General features: G+C 62.3%; 18 protein-coding genes and 2 pseudogenes. 8 read left to right on the top strand and 12 right to left on the bottom strand.

What is annotated here, in order from left to right; translation table 11 throughout:
* Positions 1 to 685, top strand: a 685-nt coding sequence (locus tag ACESNB_RS01245; RefSeq protein WP_373002744.1) for a ChrR family anti-sigma-E factor, incomplete at its 5' end; no start/stop codon positions are given.
* Here ACESNB_RS01245 and ACESNB_RS01240 read toward each other — a convergent pair.
* From ACESNB_RS01240 to ACESNB_RS01225, 4 genes are all read right to left on the bottom strand, one after another.
* Positions 682 to 1587 (bottom strand): sulfotransferase domain-containing protein, encoded by a 906-nt coding sequence (locus ACESNB_RS01240; RefSeq protein ID WP_373002742.1) that lies wholly within the window; start codon positions 1585 to 1587, stop codon positions 682 to 684. The two genes, ACESNB_RS01245 and ACESNB_RS01240, sit on opposite strands and share 4 nt — an antisense overlap.
* A 72-nt stretch (positions 1588 to 1659) precedes the next feature.
* Positions 1660 to 2172, bottom strand: coding sequence for an RNA methyltransferase (locus ACESNB_RS01235; protein ID WP_373002740.1), 513 nt, complete (start codon positions 2170 to 2172; stop codon positions 1660 to 1662).
* A gap of 1 nt (position 2173) precedes the next feature.
* Entirely contained in the window at positions 2174 to 2494 is a 321-nt protein-coding gene (locus ACESNB_RS01230) for a hypothetical protein (protein ID WP_373002738.1), read from the bottom strand.
* Positions 2491 to 3363 (bottom strand): isoaspartyl peptidase/L-asparaginase family protein, encoded by an 873-nt coding sequence (locus ACESNB_RS01225; RefSeq protein WP_373002736.1) that lies wholly within the window; start codon positions 3361 to 3363, stop codon positions 2491 to 2493. Before ACESNB_RS01225 ends, ACESNB_RS01230 begins: the two co-directional genes overlap by 4 nt.
* Positions 3364 to 3454: 91 nt before the next feature.
* Between ACESNB_RS01225 and ACESNB_RS01220 the strand changes: the two genes are divergently transcribed.
* The 3 genes and pseudogenes from ACESNB_RS01220 to ACESNB_RS01210 all read left to right on the top strand — a co-directional run.
* The gene (locus tag ACESNB_RS01220) at positions 3455 to 4447 is read left to right on the top strand and encodes an NADPH:quinone oxidoreductase family protein (protein WP_373002734.1); all 993 of its coding nucleotides are present in this window, start codon (positions 3455 to 3457) and stop codon (positions 4445 to 4447) included.
* The gene (locus ACESNB_RS01215; RefSeq protein WP_373002732.1) at positions 4447 to 4848 is read left to right on the top strand and encodes a DUF1801 domain-containing protein; all 402 of its coding nucleotides are present in this window, start codon (positions 4447 to 4449) and stop codon (positions 4846 to 4848) included. The genes ACESNB_RS01220 and ACESNB_RS01215 overlap by 1 nt, the downstream gene beginning before the upstream one ends.
* 189 nt (positions 4849 to 5037) lie before the next feature.
* Positions 5038 to 5211 (top strand): annotated as a pseudogene (locus ACESNB_RS01210) (PilZ domain-containing protein); the annotation flags it as partial.
* A gap of 100 nt (positions 5212 to 5311) precedes the next feature.
* Here the strand turns inward: ACESNB_RS01210 and dnaK are convergent.
* Entirely contained in the window at positions 5312 to 7219 is a 1908-nt protein-coding gene (gene dnaK, locus ACESNB_RS01205) for a molecular chaperone DnaK (RefSeq protein ID WP_373002730.1), read from the bottom strand.
* Between the two features lie 342 nt (positions 7220 to 7561).
* Between dnaK and ACESNB_RS01200 the strand changes: the two genes are divergently transcribed.
* The 3 genes from ACESNB_RS01200 to ACESNB_RS01190 are packed head-to-tail and all read left to right on the top strand — an operon-like array spanning position 7562 to position 9680.
* Positions 7562 to 8650, top strand: a complete 1089-nt coding sequence (locus ACESNB_RS01200; protein ID WP_373002728.1) for an aldo/keto reductase — start codon at positions 7562 to 7564, stop codon at positions 8648 to 8650.
* Positions 8650 to 9489 carry a protein phosphatase 2C domain-containing protein gene (locus tag ACESNB_RS01195; protein WP_373002726.1) on the top strand — a complete coding sequence of 280 codons (840 nt, stop codon included), beginning with the start codon at positions 8650 to 8652 and terminating at the stop codon, positions 9487 to 9489. Before ACESNB_RS01200 ends, ACESNB_RS01195 begins: the two co-directional genes overlap by 1 nt.
* Positions 9490 to 9545: 56 nt before the next feature.
* The gene (locus ACESNB_RS01190) at positions 9546 to 9680 is read left to right on the top strand and encodes a hypothetical protein (protein ID WP_373002724.1); all 135 of its coding nucleotides are present in this window, start codon (positions 9546 to 9548) and stop codon (positions 9678 to 9680) included.
* Positions 9681 to 9707: 27 nt separating this feature from the next.
* Here the strand turns inward: ACESNB_RS01190 and ACESNB_RS01185 are convergent, their stop codons facing one another.
* The 6 genes from ACESNB_RS01185 to ACESNB_RS01160 form a co-directional block, all read right to left on the bottom strand.
* On the bottom strand, positions 9708 to 10004 hold the full coding sequence (locus tag ACESNB_RS01185) for a hypothetical protein (protein ID WP_373002723.1): 297 nt from the start codon (positions 10002 to 10004) through the stop codon (positions 9708 to 9710).
* Positions 10005 to 10367: 363 nt separating this feature from the next.
* Positions 10368 to 11000: a nucleotide exchange factor GrpE gene (locus ACESNB_RS01180; protein WP_373002721.1), complete on the bottom strand. Its 633-nt coding sequence runs from the start codon at positions 10998 to 11000 to the stop codon at positions 10368 to 10370.
* Positions 11000 to 12088 (bottom strand): heat-inducible transcriptional repressor HrcA, encoded by a 1089-nt coding sequence (hrcA, locus tag ACESNB_RS01175; protein WP_373002719.1) that lies wholly within the window; start codon positions 12086 to 12088, stop codon positions 11000 to 11002. The genes ACESNB_RS01180 and hrcA overlap by 1 nt, the downstream gene beginning before the upstream one ends.
* A 42-nt stretch (positions 12089 to 12130) precedes the next feature.
* On the bottom strand, positions 12131 to 12844 hold the full coding sequence (locus ACESNB_RS01170; RefSeq protein WP_373002717.1) for an SdpI family protein: 714 nt from the start codon (positions 12842 to 12844) through the stop codon (positions 12131 to 12133).
* Complete coding sequence (locus ACESNB_RS01165) at positions 12841 to 13137, bottom strand: metalloregulator ArsR/SmtB family transcription factor (RefSeq protein ID WP_373002715.1); 297 nt, start codon at positions 13135 to 13137, stop codon at positions 12841 to 12843. The genes ACESNB_RS01170 and ACESNB_RS01165 overlap by 4 nt, the downstream gene beginning before the upstream one ends.
* Positions 13138 to 13215: 78 nt before the next feature.
* Positions 13216 to 14886, bottom strand: a complete 1671-nt coding sequence (locus tag ACESNB_RS01160; RefSeq protein ID WP_373002713.1) for a formate--tetrahydrofolate ligase — start codon at positions 14884 to 14886, stop codon at positions 13216 to 13218.
* A 90-nt stretch (positions 14887 to 14976) separates the two neighbouring features.
* Here ACESNB_RS01160 and rph point away from each other — a divergent pair, with 90 nt between their 5' ends.
* Positions 14977 to 15702, top strand: a complete 726-nt coding sequence (rph, locus tag ACESNB_RS01155) for a ribonuclease PH (protein WP_373002711.1) — start codon at positions 14977 to 14979, stop codon at positions 15700 to 15702.
* 14 nt (positions 15703 to 15716) lie between these two features.
* Here rph and ACESNB_RS01150 read toward each other — a convergent pair.
* Positions 15717 to 15839: pseudogene (locus ACESNB_RS01150) on the bottom strand (IS110 family transposase); the annotation flags it as partial.

Here is a 15839-nt window from a genome sequence, read left to right as displayed (position 1 = left end):
CGACACCTGGAGCTGCCGCATGACCCGCCAGAATGATTTTCCGTTCAGCGAACTTTTCAGCGCCTATGCGGCCGGTGCGCTCGATGCGGGCCTTGCCTTGCTTGTCGAAACCCAAGGCGCGTTGCGGGCCGACATCAAAGACGCCGTGGCACAGAGCGAGGCCGTAGCGGGCGCCTATCTTGAAATGACGGAACCCGTTGCGATGTGCGCCGGGGCCCTGGAAAGCGCGATGGCGCAATTTGATGCCCTGGAGGCGTCCGCGACGACGGAACAAGCGGGCGGTCCAGTCGAGGATGGTGAGATGGGCCAGCTGCCAGCGCCGCTGCAGCACGCCATCGCCGCCTCGCGGAACCGCGAGACGTGGAGCAGTGCGGCGCCCGGCATTCACCGCATTGCCCTTGATGTTGGCAGCCAGATGGAGGTGGAGCTCTATCGCATCCAGCCTGATGCCGCCATTCCGCGCCATTCGCATGGTGGAGAGGAATATACCCTCGTCGTCACGGGCGGGTACACGGATGAGTCCGGCAGTTTCGGGCCGGGCGACCTTGCTGTCAAAGGGCCTGAAGATACACACCGGCCCGTTGGCGATGCAGGCGAGGTCTGCTTTGCGCTCATCGTGCGCGACGGGGCATTTCGCCTGACGGGTGCCCTCGGCCTGGCCCAACGCATACTCGGACGGCGCTAGGCGCGCTGACCGGTCTGCAGCCATTGCGCGCAGGCGTCGCCGAGTTCCGATCTCGCCATGGCGTCGTATCGTGCATTGTCTTCGGCTGTCAGCGTGTCTTTCCAGCGTCCGTTGACGCCCTTGTTGATAAAGACCTCGGCGCCGGCATCCCAGAAGGCGCCCCCGAGGGGGACGCTTTTCGTGGCGTTCGCCTTCATCCAGTCGAAGGTGCAATATTCGACAATCGTGTCCCAGCGGGTCTCGTCGATCTCGATATCGAGAAAGGCGGCTATCTTCCGCATCTCGCCCGGCATGTCGCGTTTCAGTTCGGCGAAGTGGACCATCATGACATTTGGCAGGTTGCGGATCGCCCACCAGCTGCGGACATTTTCCCAGAATGACCAGAACGGGAAACCGTCCTTGTCCATCCAGTCATTCCAGTACTGGCGGATGTCCTCCGGTGGCCGCTCGATCGGTGGCCCGACGCGGCCCGGCGTATTGTTGAGGGCGTCATACCAGAGGTCATTGGCATTGGCGTGGTGGTTGTAGAGGCTCCAGACAACATCCCGGCCATCGCGGCCGATATAGATATATTTGGCCTGCGGCGAGAAGACGAGCGCGTCGACAGGTAGGTGGGTTTTCATGAACCGGCGCTGCGTCTGGGCTTCAACTTCCGGCAGTTTTACCTGTTTCGGTGGAACGCGCAGGTCAAGCCAGGGTGACATTTCCGCGACGGCCAGTTCCGGGTCGCCGCCGAACATCATCTGGGCGATCATCTGCTGGGTCCAGCTGGTGCCGGCCTTGCCATAGGTTGCGATGATGATGTCGTCATCGCGGAACTTGAAATCGTTCCAGATGGTTGAATCGAAATGATGGCTGTGGAGTTCACGCGCCTTTGCAGGCCAGGCAATCTCAGCTGACATTGAATAATCCCCCCGAAAAACTCGTATGGGAGCATTACCAGAAACCGGGTGGCCTGTCCCGTGCTTTCAGAGTCAGCCGCGCCCGTGATCGGCTGGCTTGCCATCCCCGCCGAGGCCGCCGGGCATGATCGGGCGCGCAGCGTAACCGCCCATCGAGAGGTGGCGATCATACATGACCAGCGCGCCCGCGAGGCTGACATTGATGCAGAACTTGGTCGGGATTTGCACGACATGGGCGCAACGGGCGAGGGTCTCGTCTGACAGGTTTCCCTTTTCAGGCCCGAGAATGTAGGCGGCTTGGGGCGGGTGGCGGAAGGTCGGCAGCATGACGGCATCGTCGGTGAGCTCGATCCCGACCAGCTGGCAGCCGCGTGGCATCTGCATCTCGTCGATCGAGTCCCACTGGTAGTAGGGGATCTGACCGGCAGATTTCGATGTGTCGGCCTGATAGGCGTCGCGCAGGCGATGCCCGGCCTCGATCGAGAAGACATAGCTTGCGCCAAAGGCGTTGGCGGTACGCATCAGGGCGCCGAGATTCATGGGCTTGGAGATGCGTTCCGAGCCGATCGAGAAATATCCACGCATGTCAGATCACTCCGAGAACTAGCCGCCCCGCTGCAAGGACAAGCAGGATGAAGAGCGGTGCAATGAGGCAGGTGCGCCGGGCGAGGCGCAGGTGCGAGAGGGGGGCAGGATACGTGTGGGCGAGGTGCAGGGCGGCCTCGCTGGCAGGAGCGGGCGCGGCGGCTTCAACCACGGTCAGCCGCCAGGCCGTATCAGTCGGCAGGCCGCCAAACTTTGCCGCGAGTGCACGGCGCAGCGCGACCGAGACGATCATCCGCATCTGCAGGGCCAGAACCAAGGCGAACAGGCCGAGGCCCAGCAATATCCAGAAAAATGGTGTCACAGGAAGGTCGCCACCTCGAACCGGCCATCGGAATTGGTCATGCCGCGCTTCATGCCGCCGGAATTGAACAGGGCCGCCATGTCGCCATTGGCCGAGACGGCGATCATGCCGCCTTCGCCGCCGAGGCGTTTGACGTCGTCGAGCGCGCCCTGCACGGCGGGTTCGAGATCGGAGCCACCATAGCGGATGCGGGCCGATACGTCGGCGGCGGCATTGGCGCGGATGAAATATTCGCCGAGCCCGGTGCAGGAAATGGCGCAGCGCTCGTCGGCCCAGGTGCCGGCGCCGATGACCGGCGTGTCGCCGATACGGCCAGGCGTCTTGTTCATGATGCCGGCGGTCGAGGTTGCCGCAGACATGTCGCCATAGAGGTCGAGGGCGACGGCGCCGACCGTGCCGACGTCCGGCGCGCCGACCTGACGGGTGCGCTCGTCGACGGGAGCGTAATAGGCGCCCGGATCCTCCACTGTCGCAAGGCCTGCCGCATCGGCGAGGCGGCGGGCGCCAGCGGCGACGATCAGGACATTGGGTGTGCGTTCCATCACCATGCGAGCCGCTGCAATCGGGCTCAGCACGCCCTGCAACGCGCCGACCGCGCCGGCATTGCGGGTGCGCCCGTCCATGATGGCGGCGTCGAGCTCGTATTCGCCGGCGGTGTTGGGGGCGGCGCCCTTGCCGGCAAGGTAGAGACCGGAGGCTTCCATGGCCGCGACAAGGGATTCGACCACATCTAGGGCCGTTTCGCCGGCGGCGAGGCGCTGGCCGCCCGCTTTGAGGAGGCTTGCGAGGTGTTTTTCCTGCGCCGAATAGTCCTGACCAAAGATCGGCCCGGCGCCACCGTGCAGGACGAGGGCCCATTTGCTCGCCATTCTGCCCATCTCCCTAACGTCACACTTGGATTATGCCTGCCACACCGCTACCGTCTGGCAGAAGAAACAACAAGGTAAGGAACGCTGGAACATGAAAGCTGTGCTGTCAAAAGAAGTGGGTGGGCCGGAGACGCTCGTGGTCGAGGATGTCGCCATGCCGGAAGCCGGCAAGAATCAGGTCCTGATCGAGGTAAAGGCGTGCGGGGTGAACTTTCCCGATGTGCTGATGATCCAGGACCTTTACCAGTTCAAACCGCCGCGCCCGTTCAGCCCGGGCGGCGAAGTTGCCGGTATCGTCAAGGCCGTCGGCGAAGGCGTCACCCATGTGAAACCGGGTGACCGGGTTCTGGGGTCGACCGGTAGTGGCGGCATGGCCGAATATGCCGTGGCAGCCGCCCATGGCGTGATGAAGATTCCGGACAATATGCCGTTTGACGAGGCGTCTGCCTTCATCCTGACCTATGGCACCAGCTATTATGCCCTGAAGGACCGGGCCGATCCGAAGCCGGGCGAGACCCTGCTCGTGCTCGGTGCCGCCGGCGGCGTCGGCATTGCCGCCGTGGAACTCGGCAAGGCGATGGGCCTGACCGTGATCGCGGCCTGTTCGACGCAGGAAAAGGTGGATTTCTGCCTGTCCAAGGGTGCCGACAAGGGCCTGATCTATCCGACGGGCAGCCTTGACCGGGCGCAGCAGAGGCAGCTCTCCGAAGACATCAAGGAAGCCGGTGGCGGCGGAGTCGACATCATCTATGACGCGGTCGGTGGTGACTATGCCGAGCCGAGCGTGCGCGCGATGAACTGGGAAGGGCGCTATCTCGTGATCGGCTTCCCGGCCGGTATCCCGAAAATCCCGCTGAACCTGACCCTGCTGAAAAGCTGCGATATTCGCGGCGTGTTCTGGGGCGCTGCCGTGGCGCGCAATCCGAAGGGCCATGCCGCCAATTGTGCCGACATGTTCAAACTGTACGCTGAAGGCAAGATCCGCCCGCACGTTTCAAGTTCCTACCCGATCGAAAAGGCCTCAGACGCGATCCGCGAGCTGATGGACCGCAAGGCGATGGGCAAGGTCGTGGTGACGATGTAATGGCAAAGGCTCCTGCGCAAACGCCCGAAGGGTTCATGGACGTTCTTGACCATCCCCGGAGGGCGGAGGCGCAGACGCTGCGCGACATCATCCTTGCGACAGCTCCGGATATGCCCGAATCCCTGAAATGGAACGCACCGAGCTATACGGTCGGCGGTGAGCATGTGCTGACCTTCGACTTTTCGGATAAGAAAAGCATCAGGCTGATCTTCCACTGCGGACCGCGGCGCAAGGAGACGCAAGGCGCGCCGCCCATCCTGGAGGACGCGACCGGCCTGCTGGAGTGGACGTCAGACATCCGCGCCATTGTAACCATTCGGAATGCCGACGATCTGGAACATGCCCGGCCGCTCCTGGCCGGCCTGATACAGCAGTGGATCGCGGCTGTTCAGGCCAGCTAGGACCGGCCGCGCAGCAGCGACTGCATTCAGGGCGGAACCGAACATGTGCCCTTACGCAAATTGCGTATGGAGCACGCTATAGAAATCAAAGCAGATGATCAGCCCCTCGAGGCCCGCGATCAGGCGCGTCGCCGCACCCTGAAATCGGGCCGGATCGAGCTGAAGAATTAGGCGAGCACAGTTGACGTCACCATTCGTGACATGTCGCTGTCGGGCGCGCTTCTGCTACTCATGGATATCTGGACCCCGGCCGAATTTTTTGGTCTCCTGGTCCTCAATCCGAACGAGGGCCAGTCGCAGCGCCATTCCTGCCGGAAAGTCTGGCAGAAGGGCGCGATGGTCGGCGTACGATTTCTGGTCTAGCCGTTGAGCGAAAGTTGAACGCCCTGGCCTTCACACAATTCAAAGAAAAACCCGCCGGATCGCTCCGGCGGGTTTTCTGATTCTGGGAGGAATCTTAAGGTTAGACGCTCTTGGCGTCCTCGACTTCTTCGAAGTCAGCGTCGACGACATCGTCGCTTTCGGCTGAGGCATCAGCCGACGCATCGGCATGGGCCTCGGTTTCCTGCTGGTTGGCATAGATCGCTTCGCCAAGCTTCATGGCCGCCGTCATCAGGGCCTGGTGCTTAGCCTGGATGTCACCGACATTGTCCGTCTCACGCGCGGCCTTGAGCTCTTCAACGGCCTTTTCGATTTCAGTCTTCACTTCCGCGGAGACCTTGTCGGCATGTTCGTCCACCTGCTTTTCCGTCTGGTGGATCAGGGCTTCGGAATTGTTCTTGGCTTCGACGAGTTCACGGCGGGCCTTGTCGGCACCGGCATTGGCTTCGGCATCGGCCATCATTTTCTTGATGTCCTCGTCCGTCAGGCCGCCATCCGCCTGGATGGTGATCTGCTGTTCCTTGCCGGTGGCCTTGTCCTTGGCCGAGACCGACACGATGCCGTTGGCGTCGATGTCGAACGTGACCTCGATTTGCGGCAGGCCACGCGGGGCGGGCGCAATGCCTTCGAGGTTGAACTGGCCGAGCTGTTTGTTGTCATTGGCCATTTCACGCTCGCCCTGGGCCACCTTGATCGTCACGGCACCCTGATTGTCATCAGCCGTCGAGAAGATCTGGCTTTTCTTGGTCGGGATCGTCGTGTTGCGGTCAATCAGGCGGGTGAACACACCGCCCAGCGTTTCGATACCGAGCGAAAGCGGGGTCACGTCGAGCAGGACCACGTCCTTGACGTCGCCTTGCAGAACGCCGCCCTGGATCGCCGCGCCCAGCGCAACGACTTCATCCGGGTTTACACCCTTGTGGGGCTCACGGTTGAAGAACTTCTTCACCGCTTCCTGAACGGCAGGCATACGGGTCATGCCGCCAACGAGGACGACTTCGTCAATGTCGGCTGCCGTCTTGCCAGCGTCTTTCAGGGCTTTCTTGCACGGCTCGATGGTGCGCTTGACGAGGTCTTCGACAAGGCTTTCGAGCTTGGCGCGGGTCAGCTTGATGTTGAGGTGTTTCGGGCCTGTGGCGTCCGCCGTGATGAAGGGAAGGTTCACTTCGTACTGGTTGGCAGACGAAAGTTCCTTCTTGGCCTTCTCGGCTTCTTCCTTGAGGCGCTGCAGAGCGAGCTTGTCGGTCTTCAAGTCTATGCCTTGGTCTTTCTTGAACTCGGCTGCGAGGAAATCGACGATGCGAAGATCGAAGTCTTCACCGCCGAGGAACGTGTCGCCATTGGTCGACAGCACTTCGAACACGCCGTCACCGATTTCGAGCAGCGAGACGTCGAACGTACCACCGCCAAGGTCATACACGGCGATCGTCTTGTTCTCGCCCTTGTCGAGGCCGTAGGCGAGGGCCGCGGCAGTCGGCTCGTTGATGATGCGCAGCACTTCGAGACCGGCAATCTTGCCAGCGTCTTTCGTGGCCTGACGCTGGGCGTCGTTGAAGTAGGCCGGAACGGTGATCACGGCCTGCGTCACTGGCGTGCCGAGATAGTCTTCAGCTGTTTCCTTCATCTTGGTAAGAATGAAGGCGGAGATTTCCTGCGGGGAATAGTCCTGGTCACGGCCCTTGACCCATGCGTCGCCTGCCTTGCCTTCGACGATTTCGAAGGGTGACATGGCCTTGTCTTTCTGGGCGGTTGGATCGTTGTACGTGCGGCCGATCAGGCGCTTGATGGCGTAATAAGTGAAATCGGGGTTTGTGACGGCCTGGCGTTTGGCGGGCTGGCCAATCAGGCGTTCACCGCTTTCCGTAAACGCGACGACGGACGGCGTGGTGCGCTGTCCCTCGGCGTTTTCGATGACTTTTGCCGTGCCACCTTCCATCACTGCGACGCAGGAGTTCGTGGTCCCAAGGTCGATACCGATAATCTTGCTCATTGCATGTCTCTCTTCTGTTAGCCGCCACGGGCCTTGTTTGGATTCGGTCTGCTCAGCAGCCCCGCAAGCCAGTGGCTCTCAAGGGTTCATATGAGATGGCGAGGACGGAATTTAAAGCCGTTCGCCTGTTCAGGTGCGATATGGTGAGCCGATCCCCCCGCTCAAGGGGCAATGCGGCGCTATTACACGGGGTTTAACCAGTATCAACGGCGTCGTGGAAGCCATTGCAGCAGCCATTACCGATTTGAAACGCGAATTGGACCGATTGTCGGGCCCTGCCGGTTGTCGCGGCTGCGCCGTCAGCCCATCTTCGCTTCAGCAAACAGCAGGGAAGGCGGCACCATGAAATACACGAAACTCGGACGCACGGGGCTTGTCGTCTCGCGGATTTGCCTCGGCACGATGACTTTTGGCGGCGAGGGCGGAATCTGGAAGTTTATCGGCAAGCAGCAGCAGGAAGAGGCCGACGGCCTTGTCCGGACTGCGTTCGATGCCGGCGTCAATTTCTTCGACACGGCGGATGTCTATTCAGCCGGCGTCTCCGAGCGGATCCTGGGCCAGGCGATCCGCAACAATAATTTGCCGCGCGACGAGATTGTGGTTGCCACCAAGGTTTTCGGACGGGTCTCGACGGTGGTGGCCGAGGATGCGTCAGATGCCGAAAAGGCGGAAGCTGAGCGGCGCGAAACCAGAGCCGTGAATATTTCCGGCCTGTCGCGAAAACATATCATGGACGGTGTGGATGCCAGCCTTGAACGGCTCGGCCTCGACTATATCGACCTCTACCAGGTCCATGGCACCGATCCGCTGACACCGATCGAGGAGACCGTCGACGCGCTCGACGCCGTCGTGCGGTCGGGCAAGGTGCGCTATGTCGGCCTCTGCAACATGCCGGCCTGGCTGATCATGAAGGCGATCGCCTATGCCGAGCGGCGCGGCCTCTGCCGGTTCGAAAGCTGCCAGATGTATTATTCCATCGCGGGACGCGACCTCGAGCGCGAAGTCGTGCCGCTGGCGAACGACCAGCAGCTGGCCATCCTGCCCTGGAGCCCGCTCGCCGGCGGCTTCCTGTCCGGCAAGTTCAGCCGCGACGGCGCCGGGCCGAACGATGCCAGGCGCACGGTGTTTGATTTCCCGCCAGTCGACAAGGACAAGGGCTTTGACATCATCGACGCCATGCGCCCGATGGCCGAGCAGCGCGGCGGCAGCGTCGCACAGGTCTCGCTGGCCTGGCTGCTGCACCAACCGCATGTGACCAGCGTCATTATCGGGGCCCGCACAGCCGCGCAGCTGCAGGACAATCTGGAAAGCGTGGATGTCATGCTCAGCCCTGACGAGCTTGCCAAGCTGGACGATATTTCGGCGCTGGCACCGGAATATCCAGGCTGGATGGTGGACCGTCAGGGCATGGACCGGCGCGGGCAAGTCTGATGCCGGGCGTGCGCATGGTGGTCCTGGATACTGTGAACGATCCCGGCACGCCGGGCAGGATGGGCGATGACCGGTTCGGTTTTGACGAGGCCGCCGGCACCGCCTGGGCGCTTGACGGGGCAACCGATGTTACCGACCTCAGGCCGTTCCCGAATGCCGAGAGCGGCGCCGCATGGATTGCCGAAGCGCTCAGTGCGCGCCTGATGGTGCCGCCGGCGGCTGACGAAACGCCCAAAGCCTATTTTGCGAAAGCTCTGACGGATGTTTGCGCCCGTGCAGAGACATCAACGCGCATCCCACTTGACGACCTGCCCGGCGAGGCCCGGCCCATCGCGTCGGGCATGTGGATGCATGTTGCGAGTGGCCGGGCCATGTTCGCCTGGCTTGGCGACTGCATGGCGCTGCTGCGGCGCGGCGGCAGCGTCACTGTGATCGGCTCGCCCGGCAAGGCGGAGGCGGAAACGGTGACGGCGCGCCGCCTGCTGGCGGTGTCGCCGGAAGAGCGCCTCGCGCAGCTGCAGACCGACCGGCGACGTTCGAACGCCAACCGCACCTGTTTCGGGCTCGACCCGCATGCGGCATCGAACCTGGAGACCCAGGCTGTTTCGCTTGAGCCGGGCGATACGATCTGCCTGATGAGCGACGGCCTGTACCGGCTTGTGTCGCCCTATGCGACGCATACGCCGGAACGATTCATGGCCCTTGTCGCCGACACGGGTCTAAGCGGCGCGGTGGCGGCGCTGCGCGCGTTCGAAGATGCGCCCGGACGCGACATGCCCCGGCTCAAGGCCCGGGATGATGCTTGCGGCGTGCTTTTGCGCATCGACGCTATGGGTTAGGCGGCGGGTCTGGCCCTGAGCGCAAAGATCGGCATAGTGAACCGGCTCGCACGCGAATGGCGGACACGTCCATTCCGGGAGGCACGACCGAAGAGGTCATCCTGCAGAGCGACCTCACCGCGTTCGACAATGTCGTCATCGTGCCGAACTGGGAGCCGGGAATAGTGACCGCGTGGAAAGTGGCGTGGTAATTCGCAGCGGCTTTGCCGCTACGAACGCTATTGATCGCGCATGTCATCAGGCAGGTCTGAACAAGTTGTCCAGATAGGTTTGCGAGCTAGCTCGAAGAGCGAAACGTTGAAAACGAGATATGTGTATGGCAACGCAAAAGGCAGTGAGGATAGAAAACTAAGGTGTCCGAATAGTGCGACAAGCATCGCGAAGAATCCGCCAGCTTTAAGTGCGTCGACTGAAGAACCGTTTGCGCTATCAGGCAAGAATCCGGCCACAGATAGCAGTGCTGGGCCATACATGGTCAAAATTTCTGACAGACCTACGATGATCGTGCCTGCCATGAGGTTTGAAATCAAGACCGCTCCCGCCAGTCATAAGCGGGGCCGTAGTTTGTCGGCTATTCGGTTGCGATTGAGAACGACGAGCACAATCGTGGAGGCAAGTACTGCTCGTGCCGTTCGGGAAACACGAATAGCTCGCCGTCGGGAACCAAAAACCTTGATTTCCCGAAGGCTGATTCCAGAATCACGAGTTGAAGCGGTCCAGCTAATATCCATTCGATCATCGCCCAGAGCCAAGTGCTGGGCCGATATCTCAAAGATCCGGTCGGGCGCGCTGCGGGTGTGTGATCGGGCGCTCGCGACATGCCTAATTTCTACCTTCAGGTGATTTAAAAAGCGGATATCGCCCTGATTTTCAGAAATTTAACTCGCCCCACCCGCGCTCACCGCGACCATGGCCGCGCGCAATGTGCGGTCGCCGATTCTCCAACCGGGCTGGAACACGGAGGCGATCGTGCCTGATGGCTGCTCGGAGGGTATCTGGGCGACAGCCTGGTGCTGGTTCGGGTCAAATGTCGCGCCGGGTGCGGCATCGATCTGTTTGACGCCGTGGCGGCCCAGCGCGGTTTCCAGTTCCTTGGCGGTCATCTCGATGCCGCTGAGCAAGTTGTTGCCGGCGTCCGACAGGTTGGCACGGTCTTCATCCGGCAGGGCAGCGAGGGCGCGGGCGAGGTTGTCGGAGACGCTGAGAAGGTCGCCGGCGAAACGTTCGATGGCATAGACGCGGGCATCGGAGACCTGCCGCTCGGCACGCTTGCGCGTATTGTCGAGGTCGGCCAGCGTGCGGAGCAATTGCTCGCGCAGTTCTTCGGCCTCGATCTTCAGGCGCATCGCTTCCTGTTCGGGCGAGATTTCCGAATCGGCCTCGGCTTCCATGCCTTCCGCCGCCTGGGCCCGGGCATTCTTCAACATGTCATCGGCCGCCGACTTGAGGTCGGCCCTGGAGGCATTCGGATCGATGTTGGCGTTGTGGCCGGTCTTGGTCTCGTCGTTCATCACTTCCCATCCTTTGCGCGCCGGGCGGCGAGGATTTCGCCGATCACCTTTGCGGTATAGTCCACCATCGGTATCACGCGGGCATAATTCAGCCGGGTCGGGCCGATCACGCCGAGCGCGCCAATGACATGTTTTGCACCGCCCATATAGGGGGCCACGATCACACTTGAACCCGAAAGCGGAAAAAGCTGGTTCTCCGCGCCAATGAACAGGCGCACGCCATCGGCCTCACGTGTCGTATCGAGGATATCGAGCAGGCTTTGCTGGCGTTCAAGCTCGTTGAACAGTTGGCGCACACGATCGAGGTCATTGGCGGCCCTGGCGTCTTCGAGCAGGTTGGCCCGGCCGCGGATGATCAGCGACCGGCCCCGGCCCGGCGCATCACCGCTCCACTGGACAAGTCCGGCCTCGACAAGCGCTGCCGCCGCGGTATCGAGCGCAGCGCGGCGCGAGCTGATTTCCTCGCGTACATCAACGGCCGCCTCGGCCAAGGTGCGGCCTTTCATGCGGGTGGAGAGATAGTTCCCGGCTTCGATCAGGGTCGTGGCAGGCAGGCCCTCGGGGATTTTCACGAGCCGGTTCTCGACATCGCCGTCCTCGGTGACGAGCACGCAGAGCGCATCGCCGCCAGCCAGGGGGACGAATTCAACGTGCCGTACGGCGGTGTCACGGCTCGGCGAGGCAACAAGGCCCGCACCGCCGGTCAGGCCGGACAGGATGTTCGACGCTTCGCCGAGCACGGATTGCAGGTCGCCGCCGGCGCCGCGCAGGCGCTCATCGATCTCGCGCTTGTCGGCGCTGGAAGGCTCGCCGATCTCCAGGAAGCCGTCGACGAACAGGCGAAGGCCCCGATGCGTGGGTGCGCGGCCTGCCGACACGTGCGGGGCATCAAGCAGGCCGAGATCGGTCAGGTCGGCCATGACATTGCGGATCGAGGCAGGTGACAGGGCAATCACGCCCTTGGACAGGGTACGCGAGCCGACCGGCTCTCCCGTCGTCAGGTAGCCTTCGACAATCTGTTTGAAGATGTCGCGCGAGCGCTGGTCGAGGCGCTGCATCAGGGACTGGCTGTCGGGCGTCAGGGGCATGGCTATTGATTAGGGGCGCGGTGGCCCCGGTACAATAGACGTTCAGACAGTGAGGCTCGTCCCATCGTCGCGGTCATCGGCGCTACGCCAGGCAAAATAGGAGTAGACGAACAGGATCAGCACGACGCCCAGGATCAGGGCGGTCAATTGCAGCGCCAGGAAGAGGCCGCTGAAAACGAACGCGCCAATCAGGCCCAGGACGCCCGCAATCATGAAGAGGGGCCCGGCAAGACGGTGGGTTTTCTCCCAGGCGATATCAGATGACAGTGTCCAGGGTGTGCGCACGCCGAAGATGAAGCTCGACCGCGTCTTGGGCAGGTAATTGCCCATGACGATGAACAATACGGCGGCGCCCGCAATGATCCAGCGGACCATGCCCGATGTATTTAATGGCTGGCCGGCGCCTTTCACCATGCCATAGGCAACACCCGCAGTGACCAGTGTCATCAATGTTGTCACGGAGATCCAGGTCACGACATAGGCCTTGCGTCCGACCGCCAGGTTCTGTTTTCGCGGGTCGAGCAAAGGCGCGATTGCCATGATCGCCGAGACGGCTGCGGTCACGCAAGGCAACAACCACAGGACTAGCAGGGCATCAGACCTGTTGCCGAACCGGTCTGGCATGCCATCAGCGCCGAAATGGAGCGGAATCTGGTTGCTCTCGGGCAGCAAACCGCTTGCATATATGACAATGCCCCATGAAACGGCGACCATGGCGGCGGCCCAAGCCAGTCCGGTGAGGATATAGGGTTTCATTCTGCGGCCTCCTTCAGCTCGTCGTCTCCATTATCGCTGCCGATCAGGCCGAGCAGGGCCCTGGCAGCGTCTTCAAGCACGCTTGTGTTCACGCGGTAGAGGATCTGGTTGCCCTGACGCTCCGCCGTGATCAGGTCGGCATCTTTCAGCACGGCGAGGTGCCGGCTCATGGTCGGCCAGCTCGACTCGAACTCGGCCGCCAGGTCGCCCGCAAGGCGCGGTCCCTTGCGCAGCAAGGCGAGGACCTGACGGCGCGCCGAGTGGGCCAGGGCCTTAAAGACAGTGTTTTGCATATAATCTAATTAGCCTTTTTGCTAATATGAGTCAACGCCTGTATGAAGCGCTCATCCTGAGCTCCTTGGGCAGGTTGCTCAGAACAGCCCTCCAATCAGGCCGTCGGCATTGAGATGGATGGTCTCGGCAGCCGGGTGACGGGGCAGGCCGGGCATGGTCATGATGTCCCCGCATATGGCGACAACAAAGCCCGCACCGGCCGACAGGCGCACTTCGCGCAGCCGCACGGTATGCCCTTCCGGTGCGCCGAACAGGGCCGGATCCGTCGAGAAACTGTATTGCGTCTTGGCGATGCAGACGGGCAGGCGGCCAAAGCCGTCGGCTTGCCAGCGGGCCAGCTGGTCGCGCACGGCGCGCGGCGCCTCGACATGGTCAGCGCGATAGATTCGTTTGGCGACGGTTTCGATCTTGTCGAAAAGAGGCAGGTCATCGGCATAGAGCGTGCGGAAGTCGGCAGGCTGTGTTGCCAGCGTCTCTGTCATGATCCAGGCGAGCGCTTCGGCGCCCCTACCGCCATTGGCCCAATGCGTGCAGAGTGCGACGGGCACGCCGACACGGGCGCAATAGGCTTCGATCGCGGCGATCTCGTCCGGCGTGTCCTGTGTGAAATGGTTGATCGCAACCACGACGGGCAACCCGTATTGCTGCAGGTTCTCGATATGGCGACCCAGATTGGAAAGGCCTGCCTTGAGGGCGGGGACATTCTCGGCACCAAGTGCATCCCGGGCGAGACCGCCATGCAGCTTCAGCGCTTTCACCGTGGCGACCAGAACGGCCGCGTCTGGCTTGAGGCCCGACTGGCGGCATTTGATATCGAAGAATTTCTCGGCGCCGAGGTCTGCGCCGAAACCGGCTTCGGTCACAACATAGTCGGCCATCTTGAGCGCGGCACGTGTCGCAATCACCGAATTGCAGCCATGCGCGATATTCGCAAACGGTCCGCCGTGGATGAGGCAGGGATTGTTTTCAAGCGTCTGCACGAGGTTGGGCAGCAAGGCATCTTTCAGCAGCGCCATCAGCGCGCCGGTCGCCTTGATATCGGCGCAGGTAACGGCGGTGCGGTCGCGCCGATAGCCGACAATGATGCGGTTGAGGCGCTGCTCGAGATCGGAGGCATCCGTCGCAAGACAGAGGATCGCCATGATCTCGGAGGCTACCGTGATGTCGAACCCGCTCTCCATCGCGGCGCCATTGCCGGGCCCGCCAAGGCCGGTGACGATCTCGCGCAGGTTGCGGTCATTCATGTCGAGCACGCGCCGCCAGGTGACACGGGAGGGCTCAAGCCCGCTGGGGCTGCCCCAGTGGATATGGTTGTCGACCATGGCGGCCAGCAGGTTGTGCGCTGAGGTGATGGCGTGGAAGTCGCCGGTGAAGTGGAGGTTGATGTCCTCCATCGGCACGACCTGCGCATAGCCGCCGCCAGCCGCCCCGCCCTTCATGCCGAAACAGGGGCCGAGCGACGGCTCGCGCAGGCAGAGCAGCGTGTTCGATCCGATCCGGTTCATCGCATCGGCGAGGCCGACGCTGGTCGTGGTCTTGCCTTCGCCGGCGGCTGTCGGGCTGATCGCGGTGACAAGGACAAGCTTGCCGTTCGGCCTGTCGGCGAGTCCGGCCAGGTAGCGCGCAGCGATCTTGGCCTTGTCATGACCATACGGGATCAGGTCGACGGGGGGGATGCCGAGCTTTACGCCGATTTCGACAACAGGCTTCTTTGTCGCCGCCCGGGCGATCTCGATATCACTGGCCATGCGGCCCCCTCTTGGTTCCCTGATGCCCCTCTGGTGTAGACAGGGCCGTCAAAACCCGCAATCAGGCGGGGCAGAAAAGAGGACCCTGTCATGACCCAGCTTATCCGCCCATCCAGACGCGCTTTCGACCAGTTGCGTGAGATAACGCTCGAGACCAATGTGACACGGTATGCCGAAGGCTCGTGCCTCGCGAAGTTTGGCAACACGCATGTCCTGTGCACGGCCAGCTGGGAAAAGAGCGTTCCGGGCTGGATGAAGGGCAAGGGCGCCGGCTGGGTGACGGCCGAATACGGCATGCTGCCCCGCGCGACGCATACGCGTGGCCGCCGCGAAGCCGCTGCGGGCAAGCAGTCCGGCCGTACGCAGGAAATCCAGCGCCTGATCGGGCGCAGCCTGCGCTCGGTGGTGGACCTGACCGCACTGGGCGAGAACCAGATCACGATCGACTGCGATGTGCTGCAGGCCGATGGCGGTACGCGTACGGCGTCCATCACGGGCGGCTTTGTCGCGCTCGCGCTGGCGTGCCGCTATCTGAAAACAGAAGGCGTCATCAAGGCCGACCCGATCCAGAAACAGGCAGCCGCCATTTCCGTCGGCGTCTACCAGGACTTCCCTGTACTGGACGTCGACTATCCCGAAGACAGCGAGGGCGAAGCCGACATGAACGTCGTGATGAGCTCGGATGGCGGCTTCATCGAAGTGCAGGGCACGGGCGAAGAGCGTCCGCTGAGCCGCAAGGAACTCGACGAGATGCTGCGCCTTGCCGAAATGGGCTGCAACGAATTGTTCGAGGCCCAGCGCGCCGCGCTCGCCTAGAGTATCCGTCTTGGTCAAGCCAGTCTTGGTGTCCATTCCCGGTCGTCGCGGATGAGGGCGTTTGCCAGGACTATCAGCTTTCGCATGACGGCCGTGATGGCGACTTTGGGCGGTTTACCGCGTGCGGTGAGCTCGGT

The organism is Hyphomonas sp., from assembly GCF_041689225.1.
In the GTDB taxonomy this organism is placed as follows: Bacteria; Pseudomonadota; Alphaproteobacteria; order Caulobacterales; family Hyphomonadaceae; genus Hyphomonas.
The sequence above is the reverse complement of the archived record's forward strand: the minus strand, read 5'-3'. Positions and strand labels throughout refer to the sequence as shown.

Bases quoted from the DNA above. Each gene is read 5' to 3' on its own strand.
- hrcA (WP_373002719.1), bottom strand. From the start codon at position 12,088: ATGCCCCTGACGCCCGACAGCCAGTCCCTGATGCAGCGCCTCGACCAG.
- ACESNB_RS01195 (WP_373002726.1), top strand. From the start codon at position 8,650: ATGCCGGGCGTGCGCATGGTGGTCCTGGATACTGTGAACGATCCCGGC.
- ACESNB_RS01170 (WP_373002717.1), bottom strand. From the start codon at position 12,844: ATGAAACCCTATATCCTCACCGGACTGGCTTGGGCCGCCGCCATGGTC.
- ACESNB_RS01215 (WP_373002732.1), top strand. From the start codon at position 4,447: ATGGCAAAGGCTCCTGCGCAAACGCCCGAAGGGTTCATGGACGTTCTT.
- rph (WP_373002711.1), top strand. From the start codon at position 14,977: ATGACCCAGCTTATCCGCCCATCCAGACGCGCTTTCGACCAGTTGCGT.
- ACESNB_RS01220 (WP_373002734.1), top strand. From the start codon at position 3,455: ATGAAAGCTGTGCTGTCAAAAGAAGTGGGTGGGCCGGAGACGCTCGTG.
- ACESNB_RS01200 (WP_373002728.1), top strand. From the start codon at position 7,562: ATGAAATACACGAAACTCGGACGCACGGGGCTTGTCGTCTCGCGGATT.
- ACESNB_RS01165 (WP_373002715.1), bottom strand. From the start codon at position 13,137: ATGCAAAACACTGTCTTTAAGGCCCTGGCCCACTCGGCGCGCCGTCAG.
- ACESNB_RS01180 (WP_373002721.1), bottom strand. From the start codon at position 11,000: ATGAACGACGAGACCAAGACCGGCCACAACGCCAACATCGATCCGAAT.
- ACESNB_RS01225 (WP_373002736.1), bottom strand. From the start codon at position 3,363: ATGGCGAGCAAATGGGCCCTCGTCCTGCACGGTGGCGCCGGGCCGATC.
- ACESNB_RS01240 (WP_373002742.1), bottom strand. From the start codon at position 1,587: ATGTCAGCTGAGATTGCCTGGCCTGCAAAGGCGCGTGAACTCCACAGC.
- ACESNB_RS01185 (WP_373002723.1), bottom strand. From the start codon at position 10,004: ATGGCAGGCACGATCATCGTAGGTCTGTCAGAAATTTTGACCATGTAT.
- ACESNB_RS01160 (WP_373002713.1), bottom strand. From the start codon at position 14,886: ATGGCCAGTGATATCGAGATCGCCCGGGCGGCGACAAAGAAGCCTGTT.
- ACESNB_RS01235 (WP_373002740.1), bottom strand. From the start codon at position 2,172: ATGCGTGGATATTTCTCGATCGGCTCGGAACGCATCTCCAAGCCCATG.
- ACESNB_RS01190 (WP_373002724.1), top strand. From the start codon at position 9,546: ATGGCGGACACGTCCATTCCGGGAGGCACGACCGAAGAGGTCATCCTG.
- dnaK (WP_373002730.1), bottom strand. From the start codon at position 7,219: ATGAGCAAGATTATCGGTATCGACCTTGGGACCACGAACTCCTGCGTC.